The sequence below is a fragment of the Amycolatopsis sp. M39 genome (genome assembly GCF_001651785.1).
GTDB lineage: Bacteria > Actinomycetota > Actinomycetes > Mycobacteriales > Pseudonocardiaceae > Amycolatopsis > Amycolatopsis rubida.
On record NZ_LWSF01000020.1, the window covers coordinates 43,947 to 60,754 of the forward strand.

A 16,808-nucleotide genomic window follows, 5' to 3' on the forward strand; every position below is an offset into this window, starting at 1 on the left:
TGGGTGCGTCGATGGTGGGGTGCGCTGGTGCGGCTGGGTGCGTCGATGGTGGGGTGCAGCGGCTTACGGTCTCGCGGGTAGCGGGGCGCGCCCCTGTGTGGCATTGGGGCGCAGCGGGCGGCTGCGGCTGGGCGGGTGGTCGGTGAAGGGCTCCTTGAGGGAATCCACGTGCGTGAAGGGGCCCTTCACGCACGGTGGCGGGTCGTGAGGGGAACCCTGAGGGAATCTGAGTCCGTGAGGGCGGCCCTCACGGACTTCAGGTATCTGGACGCGCTCCGGGCGGTCCCAGTCATCGGATGTTTGTGCGGCTTTCCGGGTGAACTACTCTGGCTTTAGCCTGCTCTGTCTGGATATATTCCGCTGATCCCGTGCCAGTGGGGAGCGAAACATAGTATGAATCCGGAGGGCGTCATGGTCGGGGTGTCGCGGCGGACGGTGCTTCGATCCGTGTCAGCCGCCGCGGGGGCGGCGGCGTTCGGCGGGCTTTGGGCGCAGGGGGCGCCGCCTGGACTGGCCGCGCAGCGCAGTCCGCACCGAGACGTCGCCATGGATGCGCGGATGCGCTGGCAGCGGTTGCCGGAGAACTGGCAGGAAGCGCCGTTCCTGGCCAACGGCTATCTCGGCGTCCAGGCCTACGCCGGGCGGACGCCGCAGGTGCTGAAGTTCATGCTCGGCCACACTCAGGTCCAGGACCAGCGCATCCAGTGGGAAGCGGGGATCGGGCTGTCGCGGTTGCCGATCGGTGCGATCACGCTCGCCTTCGCCGGAGCGATCACCGGGGTCGACTGGACGCTCGACCTCTACAACGCCGAACTCGGCGGCACCATCACCACCACGCGCGGGCAGGTCGCGTTCTCCGCTGTGGTGCACAACGATCTCGGCGTGCTGCTCGTCTCGCTCGACCCGAGTGCGGGCGAATCCGGGGCGACGTGGGGCTTCGCGCCGTTGGTCTCGGCGACGACGCGGACGGTCCGCAAGCCGCCGGAGTACACCGCGAATCCCGAGCCCGAGCAGGCCAATGGGTACTGCGCGCAGCCGTTGACCGCCGGTGGCGGGTACACGACGGCGTGGCGGGAGAAGCGGATCGGCACCAAGCGGTTGTTCGCGGCGGTCGTCGCGTATTCGTTCCCGCGTTCCACGCATACCCGCGACGCCGTGTCGCTGGTCGGCCGGGCGCTCGCGATGAACCCGGATCTGCTGCTCGCCTGGCATCGGCGCTGGTGGAACAGCTTCCATCAGCGCAGTTTCGTGTCCGTGCCAGACAAACAGGTCCAGCGGTTCTACTGGATCCAGCTCTACAAGATCGCCTCGGCGACCCGCGAGGACGGCCCGGTGACCGCCGAATGGGGGCCGTGGTTCCCGGAGGCCGGCAACAGCTGGACGGCGGTGTGGTGGAACCTGAACGTCCAGGTCGCGTATCCGATCGTGAACAGCACCAACCATCCGGAGCTGGACGCGGTCACCGAGACCTTCCGCCGCGATCATGCGAACCTGGGGATGTCGGTTCCGCCCGCCTGCCGGGATGGCGATACCTACGCTCTTTCGCATCCGGGGGACTGGCGGCTGCGGCCCGGCGGCGTAAGGACGGTCGGCGTTCCGGGGACGACGTCCAAAACGGACCAGACCGGGAACCTGTTGTGGGGCTTGCACAACGTCTGGCTCGCGTACCGCCATCACCTCGACCAGCCGGTGCTGCGGGACGTGCTCTACCCGACGCTCGCCAAGGCGCTCAACTTCTACCGGCATTTCCTCTTCACCGGCCCGGACGGGCTCCTGCACCTGCCGCTCACCCGGTCGCCGGAGTACGCCGACGCGGCCGACTGCACGTATGACCTCTCGCTGATCCGCTGGGCCGCGACGACGCTGGCCCGCTCCGCGCGGATCCTGCGGCGGAACGAGCCGCGGGTGCCGATGTGGCGGGAGATCGCGGCGAAACTCGCTCCGTACCAGGAGGATCCGGTCGACGGCGTGCTGATCGGCGACGGCGTCCGGCTTGCCGATTCGCATCGGCACTTCTCGCACTTGCTCTGGCTGTACCCGCTGCGGGAGCGGAACTGGGAGCGGCCCGCCGATCGGGACGTCATGACCCGCACCTTCCGGCATTGGGCGGCGGACCAGTCTGCCTGGCACGGCTACAGCTACGCGGCCGCGGCGTCGATGAACTCGGTGATGGACCAGCCCGAGGAAGCCTTGCGGTACTTGAAGTTCTTCCTCGACCGGAACGTCGTCGCGGACACCGAGCTGACCGCGAACACGATGTACCGCGAGGGCTCGAACTTCGCCATCGAAAGCCCGATCACCGCGGCACAGTCCGTTGTGGACATGCTGTTGCAGGGTTCCGGGGGAGTGGTGAAGGCGTTCCCGTCGGTGTCGGCGCAGTGGCCGGACGCGTCGATCGCCGGGCTGCGTACCGAGGGCGCGTTCTTGGTCGATGCCTCGCGACGGCACGGTGCGACGGAGTTCGTGCGGGTGCAGAGCGAAGCCGGTGCGCCGTTGGTGCTCGACCACGGGATCGACGGCGAGATCGACGTGCGCGATCAAGGGGGCCGGCGGTTGCCGTGGCGGCCGGTCGGGCCTCGGCGGATCACGCTGGAGTTGCGGCGGGGCAGCACGGTCACCGTCACCCCGCGCGGGGCTCGTCCGGACTTCGGGCCGCGTGACGTTCCTTCGCTGGGTGCTGTTCCGGCCTGGGGTTTGCCTGACTAGAAACGAGGAGGTTGGCGGACATGGACATCTCGCGCCGCACAGTGCTCGGCGGAGCGCTCGCCGGGATCGCCGCCGGAGCGGTCGGGCTGCCGCAGGCGAGCGCGGCGGAACTGAACCGCGACGGCGTCGACTGGGCGGATTTCCTGGCGACTGCGGACCTGCGCTGGCGGCGGATGCCGAAAACCTGGTATGAGGGACCCTTCCTGGGCAACGGTTTCCTCGGCTCGGGCAGCTACGCCGAACCCGGGCGCAACGCGGTCCGCTTCACCGTCCAGCACAGCCAGGTGCAGGACCACCGGCCGCAGTTCGGCTCGCTGTTCGGCCTGGCGCGGCTGCCGATCGGGTACTTCACGCTCGAACCGGTCGGCGCGATCACCGGACTCGACTGGCGGCTCGACATCTGGAACGCCGAGCTCACCGGCACGATCACCACCGCGGCGGGCAGCCTGAAGCTGCGCGCGATCGTCCACACCGGACAGTCGCTGCTCGCGGTGGAGGTGCGGCCGTCCGAGGGCGAACACGGGTTCCGGTGGGTGTTCCATCCGGCGAAGGCGATCAGCCCGCGCGCTGACCCGGTGTGGAAAAAGCCGCCGCCAGAAGGATATGCGGAGAATCCGCCGGTCCAATTGCGGCAGGCGGGCGACGCGCACCTCGCGGTCCAGCCGCTGCTGGCGGGCGGCGAGCACGTGACGGCCTGGCGCGAGGTCACCCGGGGCAGCGCGCGGACGCTGTACACGTCGGTCGCGTGGTCGCATCCGGAGAAGACCTCGGCGGTCCGGGCGTTGCACACGGTGCGGCGCGCGAGCACGCTGGACGTCCTGACCTGGGATCACCGACGCTGGTGGCACGACTACTACCGGCGCAGCTTCCTGTCCATTCCGGACACCCGGCTGCAGAGCTTCTACTGGATCCAGCTGTACAAAGTCGCGTCGGCGGCTCGCCGGGAAGCGCCGGTGATGGCGACGTCCGGGCCGTGGCTGGAGAACACGCCGTGGCCCGCGACCTGGTGGAACCTCAACGTGCAACTGGAGTACTGGCTCATCCAGGGTTCCAACCACCTCGAACTCGACGCGGTCAGCTACGCGCTCGGCAAGTACCGGGACCGGCTCACCAGCCAGGTCGCGAAGCCGTACCAGGCCGATTCGGCGGGCATCCCGCGCACCACCGACATGACGCTGCTCAACGGCCTCGCCGACTCGACCAGCGGCTACCCGGTCGGCATCCCCGGCGAGGACACCCCGACGCCCGAGGTCGGCAACCTCACCTGGGCGCTGCACAACGTCTGGCTGACCTACCGGCACACGATGGACCGCCGGCTGCTGCGCGACACGCTGTTCCCCTTGCTGCGCAAGGCGATCAACTACTACCTGCACTTCCTCGCCCCCGGCCCGGACGGCCGCCTGCATCTCCCGGCGACCTTCTCCCCGGAGTACGGCGTGAACGCGCCGGACACCAATTACGACCTCGCCCTGATCCGCTGGGGCTGCACGACGTTGCTGGACACCGCACGAGAGCTGCGCATCCCCGATCCGCTGGCGGGGAAGTGGCGGCAGGTGCTCGCCACGCTCACCGACTACCCGGCCGACGAGAACGGCTACATGATCGGCGCGGGCGTCCCGTTCGCGAAATCGCACCGGCATTACTCGCATCTGCTGCAGATCTACCCGCTTTACGAGATCACCTGGGAACAGCCGGAGCACCGAAAGATCATCGAAACCTCGCTCGATCACTGGGTCGGCTTCGAGGGGGCGTTGCAGGGCTACACGTTCACCGGGGCCGCGTCGATCTCCGCGCAGATGCTGCGCGGCGAGAAGGCCGCGTATTACCTCGGCGAACTGCAAAAACGTTATATCCAGCCGAATACGATGTACCAGGAATCCGGTCCGGTCATCGAAACGCCGTTGTCCGCGGCGAAATCCATGCAGGACATGCTCGTGCAGAGCTGGGGCGGCGTCGTCCGGCTGTTCCCGGCAGTACCGGCGGCGTGGGGCGACATCGCACTGCGCGACTTCCGGACCGAAGGCGCGTTCCTGCTCAGTGCATCGCGTCAAGGCGGGAAAACGCGCTGGCTGAAGGTGCACAGCGAGGCCGGGGCACCGTGTGTCCTGCGCCCGGGCATTGACGGCGAGTTGACGGTGACGGACGCGCACGGCCGTCCGCGTCGCTGGCGGCGGCTGGCGAACGGGGACGTGCAGGTCGATCTCGGACCCGGTCAGGACGCGTATGTCTGCCGCCGCGGCGACCGGCCGGACTTCACGGTCCGGCCGGTGGCGCCGGGCGGGTCGAGCGATCCGTGGGGGATGCCGTGAGCTGACGGTCCAGGAGCTTGCGAAGTGCTTCCAGCAGGCCGGTTCCGGCGGCCGCGTGTCGCCAGGCGAGGTAACCGTCCGGCCGGATCAGGAGACAGCCGTCTTCCTCGATGCCGCTGATCCGAGCCCAGTCGCCGTAGGAGTCGCGCGCCTCGGGCGAACCGATGGTCACGACCCGCAGGTCCAGCCCGAGGTCCGCACCGGCTCGCGCGGCGGCGTCCCGCCAGGCGTTGCCGGTGAGTCCGGTGAGGACAGTCCACCGCCCGCGCCCGACGAGGTCCAGTGTGGACACTCGGCGACCGTGAGGGCCGACAAGCCAGACGTGCGGCAGTTTCGCGCCCGGCGTGGTCGTCGGGCGGTGGTACAGCTCGGGATCCCGGTTCGCGGCAGGCTCGGCGCCATCCGGAAGCACCGCGTTCGAGGCGTACCGCTGGTCCATCTCGACACCGTGCGCGTTGAACTCGTAGTTCTTCAGCTCGATCGCCGCCCGCAACTGCTTCCGCCGCGACGCTCCGTCCTCGGTGGCGGCGGCGCAGGCGGCGAGACCGGCGGTGATGGCGTCCGAATCGGTGTCGCCGTCGATGCCGAGCGNGCCGAGCGCGGCGAAGATCGGCCCGAACTGGTCGCGGCTGAGGTTCGCCCGGTCCACGATCTGCTTGCCGACCGGGGCACGCTCGGCACTGTAGCTGTCGAGAAGTCCTTCGCCCGCCTCTCCGCGCACGACCATCGCGAGTTTCCACGCCAGGTTGTACGCGTCCTGCACCGAGGTGTTGGACCCGAGCCCGTTGGACGGCGGATGCCGGTGCACCGCGTCGCCCGCGCAGAAAACGCGCCCCGACGAGTACTGCGTGGCGTAGCTGTGGTTGACCGTCCACAGCGAAGTCGAGGTGATCTCGACCGGCAGGTGCGGATCGCCGACGAGGTCGCGGACGATCCGGGCGGCTTCCTCGGCGCTCACCTCGGGCGGTGCCTGAGCGATGTCGTAACCCCAGGTCAGCAACCATTCGTTCCACGGGCGGACCATCCGCACCAGGCCCATCCCGATGCCGCCGAGGTGCGCGCCCGGCCGCATCACCCAGTACAGCACGCTCGGCCGATGCGCGACGTGCTCGGCGAGGTCGGCGGTGAAGGTGATGTTCATGCTGCCGGCCTTGCCGGACTGGCCGTCGATCGGCAGCCCGGCCTGCTCGGCGACGCGGCCGCGGGCTCCGTCCGCGCCGATCAGGTAGCGCGCGCGGAGGGTGAACTCGTCGCCGCGCACCCGGTCTCGCAATCGTGCGGTCACCCCGTCGGCGTCGTGGGCGAAGTCGAGGAATTCCGTGTCCAGGCGCAGTTTCGCTCCGCGAGCGGCGGCGTTCGTGGCCAGGATCGGTTCGAGGTAGGTCTGGGGCAGGTCGATCATGTGGCACGGGCTCGCCGAGGCGTACTCGGCGGCCGAGCGATCGGCGGTGCCCCAGCTCGCGATCCGGCCGATCTCGTCGCCCACGAGCGACGTGCACAGCACGGTGTCGCCCATCAGCTCCGGGGGCGTGCCTTGGGCGAGCGCCTGGTCTTCGATGCCGAGGTCGCGCAGGACCTCCATGGTCCGCTGGTTGGTGATGTGCGCGCGAGGCGTGTGCGCCATCCAGCCGTACTTGGTCGCGAGCACGGTGCGCACGCCGTAGGTCGCGAGCAGCAGCGCGGCGGAACCGCCCGCCGGGCCGCTGCCGACCACGAGGACGTCGGTGTCATAACTGGTCATGGTGGGTTTCCGGGGAGATGCGGAAGGTGAAATCGAGGCGGCGCCAGGGTTCGCGCCCGTCCGGCGCGGGGCCGGCCTGCTCGGCGAAGTCGACGATCAGGCCGTCCTTCACGCCGAACACGGTGTCCGAGTCGAGGTAGTCTCCGCCGCGGACGAACAACTGGGTCACCAGCGTGCGGTAGCCCGGTTTGGCGATCATGAAGTGCACGTGCGGGGCGCGGAACGGATGCCGTTCGGTCGCCGTGAGCATGCCGCCGACCGGGCCGTCGTCCGGGATCGGGTACGCCGACGGCACGATCGTCCAGAACCGCAGCCTGCCCTCGGCGCCGGTGCGGAAGCGGGCGCGCAGCACCGGACCGTCCAGGCCGGGGAGCTGGACGTCGTAGAAACCGTCCTCATCGGACTGCCAGACGTCCACGACCGCGTCCGGCACCGGGGTTCCGTCCGGTTCGGTCACCTGGACGTCTGTCCACAGCGGAGTTCCCGGCAGTCCTTCGGCGAGATCCGCGCCCTGCTCGGTCTCCGGCGGTCCTTCGACGTAGAACGGGCCCAGCACGGCCGAGGGCGTGGTGTCCGGTGTGCGCGAGTTCGCGAGCACGTCGACCACGCTCGACACGCCGAGGGTGTCCGACAGCAGGATGAACTCCTGCCGCGTGTCCGAGCTGATCTGCCCGGTGCGAGTGAGGAAGCCGATCGCGTACTCCCACTCCTCCTGCGTGAGATCGGTGCGCACGACGTACGAATGCAGCATGCGGACCAGCTCGGACAGCAGTTCGCGCAACCGCGGGTCCGGTGTGCTGGCGAAACTGTCCACGACCTCCTGGGTAAGCCCGCGCAGATCCGGCGGCGCGCCCGGCGCGGGGGCCGGGCGGGTGCCGGACCACGCGTGCCGCAGCAGGTCTTCGATGCCGTCGCGGGTGAGTTCGCGCGGATTGGGATACGGAGCGGCGGTGGCCAGTTCGGCGGCCTTGGCGAGGTCGCCTTCGGCAAGACCGATTTCGGCCAGCGAATGCGGCACCGGCAGGCTGGCGATCAGATCGAAGACCGCGGCAGGCGCGTCCGGCGCACCGAGCATTTCGGCGATCTGCCGCATCGCCTCTGGAGCGTTCGGCGCGTTGTACGCCATGGCGTGCGGGAGGACGATCGTGTGCGCTTCCGCGTGCGGCAGCCCGAAACTGCCGCCGAGGGTGTGGCACAGCTTGTGGTGCAGGCCCATCCCGACCGAACCCAGGCACGAGCCGGCCAGCCACGCGGCACGCAGCGAGTCCGTCCGAGCGTCCACATCGGACGGATCGGCGGCGATCCGCGGCAGCGCGGCGGCGAGCAGCCGGATCGCCTCCAGGGCGAACTGGTCGGCGATCGGGTTCGCCTGCGCCGAATAGAGCGCCTCGACCGCGTGCGCCATCGCGTTGACGCCGCTGGTCAGCGACGTCGGCACAGGCAGGCCGAGAGTGAGGCCGACGTCGTAGACGACCACCTCGGGCAGCACCTTCGGCGACGACTGGGTGGTTTTGCGCCCGTTCTCGGTCTGGCCGACCACCGGTGTCATCTCGGACCCGGCATATGTGGTCGGCACGATGATCTGCGGGATGTCGGTGCGCAGCGCGAGCGCCTTGGCCAGCCCGGTCGCCGACCCGCCGCCGATCGCGACGACGCAGTCCACGGAATGCTCAGTGACCAGCGCGAGCGCGCGTTCGGTGACCTCGACCGGAGTGTGCATGGCGGGCTCGCCGAAACGCGCGGCGAGCAGCGGGCCGAGCGCCTCAGCCGTCCGGTCGGCTGCCGCCGCGGCGGACTTTCCGGCCACCAAGAGCACCCGGCCGGCTTCGAGCCGCCGCACCTCGCCGGGGACGACGGAGAGAGTGCCGCTGCCGAACACGACCCGGGCCGGGTTGGCGCTGTAGGTGAACATCGACGGTCCTTCCACGCGGGTACGTCGAGTATCCGGGCGGCGAGGCCCCCGCGCCTGCACAGACGTGCTGAGCGGGCTGCACGAAACGCGCGTCAGCCGTCCCGGCGAAGCGCGGCGGGCGTGGTGCCCAGCTGGGCGCGCAGCACCCGGGTCAGATGTTCCTGGTGGGAGAAACCGCAGCGCACGGCGATGTCCGCGATCGGCTCGGCGCCGGTCCGCAGCAGCAATCCGGCCTGCTCCACGCGCAGCCGCACCAGATAGCGGTGCGGCGGCAGCCCGGTGCGCGCCTTGAACCGCCGGGCGAACCGGCTGACGCTCAACCCGGCCGCCGCGGCCAGCTCAGCCAGCCCGAGCGATTCGGCGAGCCGTTCGTCCATCAGCTCGCGCACCTGGGCGAATTGCCGGTCAGTCAGTGCCTCGACCGGCCTCGCTGCCGCGGGAGCGTCCGGCCCGGCCCGGTGCTGACGCGCGAGCTGCGCGGCAACAAGCGCGCCGAGCTGATCCGCGTACGCGCGAGCGCCCGGCTCCCACTCCCGCACGACCCGGTCGAGCGTGAGTAAGAGCTGTTCGAGCAGGGCATCGACGCTGCCGAGCCGGTCGGCCAGCCGGACCGGAGCGTCCGATCCGGCGGCCTCCTGCACCGCCGAATCCGGCAGGTACACGTGCAGTGTGTCGAGTTCGCCGCCGAGTTCCACCGACAGTTCCTGGTGCGACGGCTGGAGGAAGAGCCCGCCCGCCGGGATCCGCCGGCTGCGCTCGCCGGGTGACCCGACACCGCGCCGGACCGTGACCGGGCCGGCGAGGTGCAGGATCAGCTGGTGCGTGCGCGCGGGCCCGAACTCCGCGCGATACGGCTGTTCGTGTTGTCTGGACAGGTAGAGCCGGTCCCAGCCGAGACCCGCGCTGGTGCGTTCCGGGCGGATCCACGGCAGCGAAAGGATGCCGTTCGTGTCGGCAGGCCCCAGCTCGCCCACGGCGTTCTCCTCTTCGAGGGTTCCGTCGGCGAGCGTACCTCTCAGAGCGGGTTGAACACGCCCAGCGGCGCGGTGCAGAACGGCCCGCCGACGTACTCGGCGGCGGCACCGGTCGGCGCGGGCTTGTCCGCCAGCTGCCCGGCGTAGCCCTCGGCGTTGTCGTGCGATTGGTAGCCCAGCGCCTCGGCCTCGGCGAGCGAGTAGACGCGGCGCGTGTTGTCCGAGACGCCCCAGATCATCCGGTAGCCCGGCGACGGCGCGCTCAGGCACGCCTCGAACAGCCGTGCCCCGTCGTCCGGGGACAACCAGCTGGTCAGCCCGCGAATGCCGAGCGGCAGCGGGGTTTCGAAACACGAGCCGATGCGGATGACGATCACGTCCATGTCGAACCGCGACGCGTACAGGCTGCCCAGTGCTTCGATGGCGGCTTTGCTGACGCCGTAATAAGTGTCCGGCCGGGTGCTGGAGTCGGCGGGCAGCCCGTTCTCGCCCGCGTCGGCGTTCCGGCGGAAGCCGACGGCGTGGTTGCTCGACGCGAGCACGACCCGGCGGACCCCGGCTTCGCGGGCGGCTTCGAGGACGGTGTGCGTGCCGTTGATGTTGACGTCGAGCGTCGCGTCCCACGACGCCTCGCGGCTGAGCCCGCCCAGGTGGATCACCGCGTCCGCGCCCGCGCAGGCGGCGGCCATCGCCTCGGGGTCGGTGACCGAGCCGGTCACGATCTCGACCGCTTCGCCGTCCTCGGCGGCGGGCTGCTCGGCGAGGTCGAGCAGGCGCAGCACCCGGCCTTCGCGACGCAGGCGGGGCCGCATCAGGGTGCCGACGACACCGGCCGATCCGGTGATCAGCACACGCTGGTCTGGCATGGATTTCCTCTCAGGGAGCGTCGTGCGTGCCGATCACGGTTCTCACCGCGATCGGCACGCACGAGGGGCACGGTGGCGGCGGTCAGCGGATTCCGGCGCGGCGCAGCTGCTGGCCGAGCTCGGCGGTGGTTTCGGCCAGCAGCTCGCCGACCCGTTCGACGTCGGCGTCGGTGACCTTGCCCAGCGGCATCGAGCAGCTCATCGCGTCGGTGCCGGGGATACGGTACGGGATCACCGCGGCCACGCAGCGCACGCCGAGAGTGCCCTCTTCGATCTCGGCGGCGTACCCGCGTTCCCGGGTCCGAGCGAGGTCGGCGTGCAGCGCGTCGAGCGTGGTGATGGTGTTCGGGGTGAGCGCGACCAGCTCTTCGGGCATGAGCGCCTCGACCTCTTCGTGGGTCAGCTCGGCGAGCAGGGCCTTGCCCAGCGCGGTCGCGTGCGTGGGTAAGGTGCGGCCGACGCGCGAGATCAGGTGCGTGGAGTGCTGCGACTCGCGCGTCTCCAGGTAGACGACCTCAGTGCCGTTGCGGCGCGCGAAATGCGCGGTGAAGCCGGTCTTCTCGCGGATGCGCTCTAAAGCTTCGGTGGCGTAGGGGACGATCGCGTCGCGGTCGAGGTACGCGGTGCCGCAGATCAGCGCGCGCACGCCGAGCCGGTAGCGCGCGGAGTTCGCGTCGGCCTCCAGCCAGCCCGCGTCCAGCAGGGTGCGCAGCAAACCGTGCAGACTGGAGCGAGGGAACCCGGTGCGCGCATGGAGATCAGACAGCGACAGCCACACGTCGTTCGCGGCGAACGTCTCGATCAGGTCGATGGCGCGCCGCGCCGACTTCACGCCCGCGGACTCCGCGGGAGCGGTGGCGGGGTCCGTCTTCTGCGCCATGCGCGTCCTCCAACCGGGCCGTTGACTTGTGAGTCCGGCCATATTAGCGTCCCGAACAGCGTTCTTGTGGGTGAACATAGTCACGATAACAGACTCCATTCAAGAATGTGAACATTGGAGCAGAAACTGATGGCACAGACCGAAATCGAGCTGGACGGCTTGCTGGCGTTCCCGCTGACTCCCTTCACCGAAGACCTCTCGGTCAATCTCGACGGGTTCGCGGAGAACGTGGAGAGCCACATCGCCGCCGGTGCGGGCGCGCTGTTCGTCGCGTGCGGCACCGGGGAATTCAGCTCGCTGTCGGTCGACGAGGTCGCTGCGCTGCTGGCCAAGGCACGCGAGGTCGCGAACGGTCGCGTGCCGGTGTGGGTCGGCGCGGGCGGCGGTGCGGCCGGAGCGCGCGCGGGCGTCGCGGCGGCGCAGGCGGGGAACGCCGACGGGGTGCTGCTGCTTCCGCCGTACCTGGTCACCGGGCCGCAGGACGGGCTGGTCGACTACGTGCGCTACGCGGTCGGCGACACGTCGGTCCCGGTGATCGTCTACCACCGCGGCACCGGCGTGTTCACCGCGCCGGCTGCGGCGAAGCTGCTGGACATCCCGTCGGTGGTCGGGATCAAGGACGGCTACGGCGACGTCGAAGCGATGACCCGGATCGTCACCACGATCCGCGCGCTCGGCACGCAGCGTTCGGCGGACTTCTTGTTCTTCAACGGTTTGCCGACCGCCGAGGTGTCCGCGAAGGCGTACGCGGCGGCTGGCGTCGCGCGCTACTCCTCGGCGGTGCACTGCTTCGCGCCGGAGATCGCACACCGCTTCCACCGTGCGCTCGCGGAGAACGACGACACGACGATGGACGCGCTGCTCGCCGGGTTCTACCTGCCGCTGGTGGCGTTGCGCGACGAGACGCCCGGCTTCGCGGTGTCGCTGGTCAAGGCCGCCGCCCGGCTGCGCGGCGACAAGGTCGGCACTGTCCGGCCGCCGCTGATCGAGCCGACGCCCGAGCAGATCGACCGGCTGGGCAAGATCGTCGAGAACGGTTTCGCCGTGCTGAAAGGCCTCTGATGAAGATCCGGGACGTGGTGCTGACCCCGGTCGCCTTCGCGGACGCACCGCTGCTCAACGTGATGGGCGTGCACGAGCCGTTCGCGTTGCGCAGCGTGGTCCAGGTGGCGTGCGACGACGGCGTGGTCGGCCTCGGTGAGTCGTATGGCGACGCGGCGTTCCTCGGCGAGGTGCGCAAGGTGCTGCCGGAACTGGCCGGACACGACATTTTCGACCTGCCGGGCCTGAAGCGGATCATCGCGCGCACGCTCGCCGGAACGGTGCTGACCGACGAGCACGGCCTGATCGGCGGGTTCTCCATCCGCAAGACGATCGCCAGCGTGTACTCGCTGTTCGAGGTCGCCTGCCTGGACGCGCAAGGCCAGTTCCTCGGCCGTCCGGTGGCCGATCTGCTCGGCGGCAAGGCTCGCGAAGCCGTCGACTTCTCCGCGTACCTGTTCTACAAGTACGGCGCACACCTCGACGCGGAAGCGGACAGCTGGGGCGAGATCCTGACGCCGGAAGCGCTGGTCGGTTCGGCGCAGCGAATGGTTGACGAGTACGGGTTCCGCTCGATCAAGCTCAAGGGCGGGGTTTTCGCGCCGGAGCAGGAGATCGAGGGCATTCGCGCGCTGGCCGAAGCGTTCCCCGGGCACCCGCTGCGCATCGACCCGAACGCGGCGTGGACGCCCGAGACGAGCATCCGCGTCGCGGCCGAACTCGACGGCGTGCTGGAGTACCTCGAAGACCCGACGCCGGGCATCGAGGGCATGGCGCGCGTCGCGCGCGAGGCGAGCATGCCGTTGGCCACCAACATGTGCGTGGTGAACTTCGGCGACCTGGAACCGGCGTTCCGGGCGCGCGCGATCGGCGTCCTGCTGTCCGACCATCACTTCTGGGGCGGCATGCGCGACACCCAGGCACTGTCGGTGGCCTGCGAAAGCTTCGGCGTCGGGCTGTCCATGCACTCCAACAGCCACCTCGGGATCAGCCTCGCCGCGATGGTGCACGTCGCGGCCGCGACCCCGCACCTGACGTATGCCTGCGACACGCACTGGCCGTGGAAGACTGCCGACGTGATCGAACCGGGCGTGCTGAATTTCGCCGGCGGAGCGGTGGCGGTGCCGGACCGGCCCGGGCTCGGGATCACGCTGGACCAGGACGCGCTCGCCAGGGCGCACGAGGACTATGTCCGATGTGGACTGACCAAACGGGACGATGTGACTTACATGCGCAGGTACACGCCCGGCTTCGAGCCGAACACGGCGAGGTGGTGAGCCGGTGAAGGTGACCGGATACGCGTATCCGTGGGACGTGCTCGGCGACACCGCGTTCGCCGAACGGGTGCAGGACCTCGGGGTGGACGAGGTCGCGGTGGCCTTGGCCTACCACAGCGCCCGCGCCGCGACGCCGTGGTCGACCGAGCGGACGTCGGTGGTCGCGCGGACCGCCGCTCTCTACCGGCCGGTGCGCGCGGAAGCCTGGCCGGGCCGGGATCTCGTCCCCGCCACGCCGGACTGGGTCTCTTCGGAAGACAGCGGCGGCGACGCGGTCCGACGGCTCAACAACGCCGGAATCCCTGCTGCCGCGTGGATCGTGCTCACGCACAACTCGCAGCTGGGCACGGAGTTTCCGCAGTACGCCGTGCGCAACTGCTTCGGCGAGACCTATCCGTGGGCGCTGTGCCCCGCGCAGCCCGCAGTACGCGAGTACGCGGCGACGCTGACCGCGGAATCCGTTGCGGGGCTGAAGCTTTCGTCGGTGCTGCTGGAGGCGTGCGGCCCGCTCGGCAGCGTGCACCAGCATCAGCACGAGAAGACCGACGGCGTGTGGGCGCCGGCTACCGCGCGGCTGTTGTCGATCTGCTGCTGCGACGCCTGTGCGGAAGGCTGGACCGGTCTCGACCCGTCGGACGTCCGCGACACCTTGCGTGCCGAGGTGCAGCGGCTGATCGCTACGGCGGATTTGTCGGTGGTCGAGGATAGGCTTCCGGCTGAGTTGAAGGAAAAACTACTGTCCGGTCGGCAGCAGGCGACCGATGCGTTGCGCGCTGCGGTCTTGGCCGTGCTGGAGCCGGGTACGCGGATCGTGCTGCACGGCGCGCTCGACCCGTGGGTAACCGGCGCGCTGCCCGGCCTGACCCCGACAGCCGCCGACGACGCCGAGACGGTGGTGCTGCAGAACTGGGCACCGGGCCAGGCCAGCGTCGACGCGGTCGCGGCCGCGCGACAGGCGTTGCCGGAACGGGTCGCGATCGGCAGCTACATCACGGCGGTCGGGGCGAGCGCGGTGCCGGATATCGAGGCGTACGTGGGCGAACTGGCGAAGGCTGGAGCGACGGAACTGCACCTGTACCACTTGGGCCTCGCCGGTCCGGCCCGCTGGCCGGATCTGCACGCTGCCACCGCTGCCGCGCATTCGGTGTCTTGAACCTGTTTGACGAGGAGATGCATTGAGCCGGGGAGCTTCCGCTTCGGAGTTGGAAGGCGTGCTGGCTGCCGGGCTGATTGGCTGGCCGTTGACGCGCGTCCGGCGTGCTGGCGGCTGCCCGGTGATTCGCCGAAAGCACTCCGGCCGACCGAGGCGAGTGGCACGCCACCGCTGCGGCGCATTCGGTGTCTTGACGCATGTTTGACGAGGAGATCCATTGAGCCGCGAAACTTCCGCCCCGGAACTGGAAAGCGTGCTGGCCGCCGCAGCCGCAGCCGCCCGGCCGTTCGCCGCGAGCACCCCGGCCGACCGGGCGCAGTGGCTGGCCGCCGCCGCGGACGCGCTCGACGCCGCCGCTGAAGAGCTGATCCCGTTGGCGCACCAGGAGACCCGCCTGCCGGCCGCGCCGCGGTTGAAGGGCGAGCTCGCGCGCACCACGTTCCAGCTGCGGCTGTTCGGCGAGGTGCTGCGGGACGGCGAATTCCTGGGCGCGACCGTCGACCACGCCGACCCGGCCTGGCCGATGGGCGCCCGGCCGGACCTGCGCCGGGTGCTCGTGCCGATCGGGCCGGTGCTGGTGTTCGCCGCGAGCAACTTCCCGTTCGCGTTCAGCGTCGCGGGCGGCGACACCGCTTCGGCGCTGGCCGCCGGGTGCCCGGTGGTGCTCAAAGCGCATCCGGGCCACGAAGAACTCTCGACGCGGACCGGCGAGATCGTCGCACAGGCGTTGACCGCTGCCGGTGCGCCGGAGGGCGCGTTCGCGGTGATCCACGGGGTGGAGCAGGGCGTCACGGCGCTCAGGGACCCGCGGGTTTCCGCCGCCGCCTTCACCGGTTCCGTGCCGGGCGGGCGGGCGTTGTTCGACATCGCGGTCTCGCGGCCGGCGCCGATTCCGTTCTACGGCGAGCTGGGCAGCGTCAACCCGGTCGTCGTCACGCCGGGTGCGGTCGCCGCGCGCGGCGAGGCGGTGGCGAAGGGCTACGCCGGGTCGTTCAGCCTCGGCGCGGGCCAGTTCTGCACCAAGCCGGGCCTGCTGTTCCTGCCCGAGGGCCACGGGCTGGACGATTCGCTCCGCGAGGCGGTCGGCGCGGTGGCTCAGCAGGAGATGCTGAACGACCGCATCGCCGTCGGTTTCGCGCAGAAGCTGGCGGACCTGCGTGCGGTGTCGGGTGTCGAGTCGGTCGTGGAAGGCGCGCAGGACGGCGATGCGTTCACCCCGTCGCTGCTGGCCACCACGGCGAAGGAGTTCCTGGCAGGCGGCGAGGCGGTCCGCGAGGAGCACTTCGGACCGGCGTCGCTGATCGTCACCTACTCCGGCCAGGCCGAACTCATCGAGCTGCTGGACAGCCTCGAACCCGGCCTTACCGCAACGGTCCAGGGCGAGGACGGCGACGGCGACTTCGTGCGTCCGCTGCTGCCTTCGCTCAGCCGGCTGGCCGGACGGCTGCTGTGGAACGACTGGCCGACCGGCGTCACGGTCAGCTGGGCACAGCAGCACGGCGGTCCGTACCCGGCGACGACCGCGCCGACCACGACGTCGGTCGGCACCGCCGCGATCGAACGCTTCCTGCGTCCGGTGGCCTGGCAGAGCTTCCCGGACGCGCTGCTGCCGGAAGCCCTTCAGGAAGCGAACCCGTGGCAGCTGCCGCGCCGGGTCGACGGAGCGCGCTGAGCAGACCCCCTTGCGCGTGGCGATCCCGGTTCTCACCGGGATCGCCACGCACAACCAACCCGCTGGGAGGCACCGTCATGCCCGTGAACCGCAGAACCGCACTGCGTGGCGGTGCCATCGCCGCCGCGTCGGCCGCGCTCGTCGCCACGGCGCGTCCGGCTTTCGCCGCGCCTGCCGCTGATCCGCTGAAGAAGATCGTGGCCGGCTACCGCGAGCTGCAAACCGGCGTCAACCGCCCGTCGCCGGAACGCACGGCCGCGCTGAAGAACCTCGGCCG

Annotated in this window: 11 protein-coding genes; 6 read left to right on the plus strand and 5 right to left on the minus strand. The window is 70.2% G+C overall.

Features of this window, described 5'->3' with window-relative positions; all coding sequences use genetic code 11:
* Positions 1-411: 411 nt before the first annotated feature.
* Complete coding sequence (locus A4R44_RS32130) at positions 412-2,706, plus strand: hypothetical protein (RefSeq protein WP_067589143.1); 2,295 nt, start codon at positions 412-414, stop codon at positions 2,704-2,706.
* A gap of 20 nt (positions 2,707-2,726) precedes the next feature.
* A complete protein-coding gene (locus tag A4R44_RS32135) occupies positions 2,727-5,015 on the plus strand; it encodes a Tat pathway signal sequence domain protein (protein WP_067589011.1) in 2,289 nt (762 codons plus the stop codon).
* Here the strand turns inward: A4R44_RS32135 and A4R44_RS32140 are convergent.
* The 5 genes from A4R44_RS32140 to A4R44_RS32160 form a co-directional block, all read right to left on the minus strand.
* Positions 4,960-6,756 (minus strand): FAD-dependent monooxygenase, encoded by a 1,797-nt coding sequence (locus tag A4R44_RS32140; protein ID WP_067589013.1) that lies wholly within the window; start codon positions 6,754-6,756, stop codon positions 4,960-4,962. The two genes, A4R44_RS32135 and A4R44_RS32140, sit on opposite strands and share 56 nt — an antisense overlap.
* Entirely contained in the window at positions 6,743-8,668 is a 1,926-nt protein-coding gene (locus tag A4R44_RS32145; RefSeq protein WP_067589015.1) for a maleylacetate reductase and hydroxyquinol 1,2-dioxygenase domain-containing protein, read from the minus strand. The genes A4R44_RS32140 and A4R44_RS32145 overlap by 14 nt, the downstream gene beginning before the upstream one ends.
* Before the next feature lie 92 nt (positions 8,669-8,760).
* Positions 8,761-9,642, minus strand: coding sequence for a helix-turn-helix domain-containing protein (locus tag A4R44_RS32150; protein ID WP_067589016.1), 882 nt, complete (start codon positions 9,640-9,642; stop codon positions 8,761-8,763).
* A 41-nt stretch (positions 9,643-9,683) separates the two neighbouring features.
* Positions 9,684-10,508 carry an NAD(P)-dependent oxidoreductase gene (locus tag A4R44_RS32155; RefSeq protein ID WP_067589018.1) on the minus strand — a complete coding sequence of 275 codons (825 nt, stop codon included), beginning with the start codon at positions 10,506-10,508 and terminating at the stop codon, positions 9,684-9,686.
* An 82-nt stretch (positions 10,509-10,590) separates the two neighbouring features.
* On the minus strand, positions 10,591-11,388 hold the full coding sequence (locus A4R44_RS32160; RefSeq protein ID WP_067589020.1) for an IclR family transcriptional regulator: 798 nt from the start codon (positions 11,386-11,388) through the stop codon (positions 10,591-10,593).
* 129 nt (positions 11,389-11,517) lie between these two features.
* Between A4R44_RS32160 and A4R44_RS32165 the strand changes: the two genes are divergently transcribed.
* From A4R44_RS32165 to A4R44_RS32180, 4 genes are all read left to right on the plus strand, one after another.
* A complete protein-coding gene (locus tag A4R44_RS32165; RefSeq protein ID WP_067589145.1) occupies positions 11,518-12,450 on the plus strand; it encodes a 5-dehydro-4-deoxyglucarate dehydratase in 933 nt (310 codons plus the stop codon).
* Positions 12,450-13,706, plus strand: coding sequence for a glucarate dehydratase family protein (locus tag A4R44_RS32170; protein WP_067589022.1), 1,257 nt, complete (start codon positions 12,450-12,452; stop codon positions 13,704-13,706). The genes A4R44_RS32165 and A4R44_RS32170 overlap by 1 nt, the downstream gene beginning before the upstream one ends.
* A 4-nt stretch (positions 13,707-13,710) precedes the next feature.
* Positions 13,711-14,859, plus strand: coding sequence for a hypothetical protein (locus A4R44_RS32175; protein WP_067589024.1), 1,149 nt, complete (start codon positions 13,711-13,713; stop codon positions 14,857-14,859).
* A gap of 217 nt (positions 14,860-15,076) precedes the next feature.
* A complete protein-coding gene (locus A4R44_RS32180) occupies positions 15,077-16,531 on the plus strand; it encodes an aldehyde dehydrogenase (NADP(+)) (protein WP_067589026.1) in 1,455 nt (484 codons plus the stop codon).
* Positions 16,532-16,808: the final 277 nt, after the last annotated feature.

Coding starts and splice junctions, on each gene's coding strand:
- A4R44_RS32130 (WP_067589143.1), top strand. CDS start 412: ATGGTCGGGGTGTCGCGGCGGACGGTGCTTCGATCCGTGTCAGCCGCC.
- A4R44_RS32135 (WP_067589011.1), top strand. CDS start 2,727: ATGGACATCTCGCGCCGCACAGTGCTCGGCGGAGCGCTCGCCGGGATC.
- A4R44_RS32145 (WP_067589015.1), bottom strand. CDS start 8,668: ATGTTCACCTACAGCGCCAACCCGGCCCGGGTCGTGTTCGGCAGCGGC.
- A4R44_RS32155 (WP_067589018.1), bottom strand. CDS start 10,508: ATGCCAGACCAGCGTGTGCTGATCACCGGATCGGCCGGTGTCGTCGGC.
- A4R44_RS32160 (WP_067589020.1), bottom strand. CDS start 11,388: ATGGCGCAGAAGACGGACCCCGCCACCGCTCCCGCGGAGTCCGCGGGC.
- A4R44_RS32165 (WP_067589145.1), top strand. CDS start 11,518: ATGGCACAGACCGAAATCGAGCTGGACGGCTTGCTGGCGTTCCCGCTG.
- A4R44_RS32170 (WP_067589022.1), top strand. CDS start 12,450: ATGAAGATCCGGGACGTGGTGCTGACCCCGGTCGCCTTCGCGGACGCA.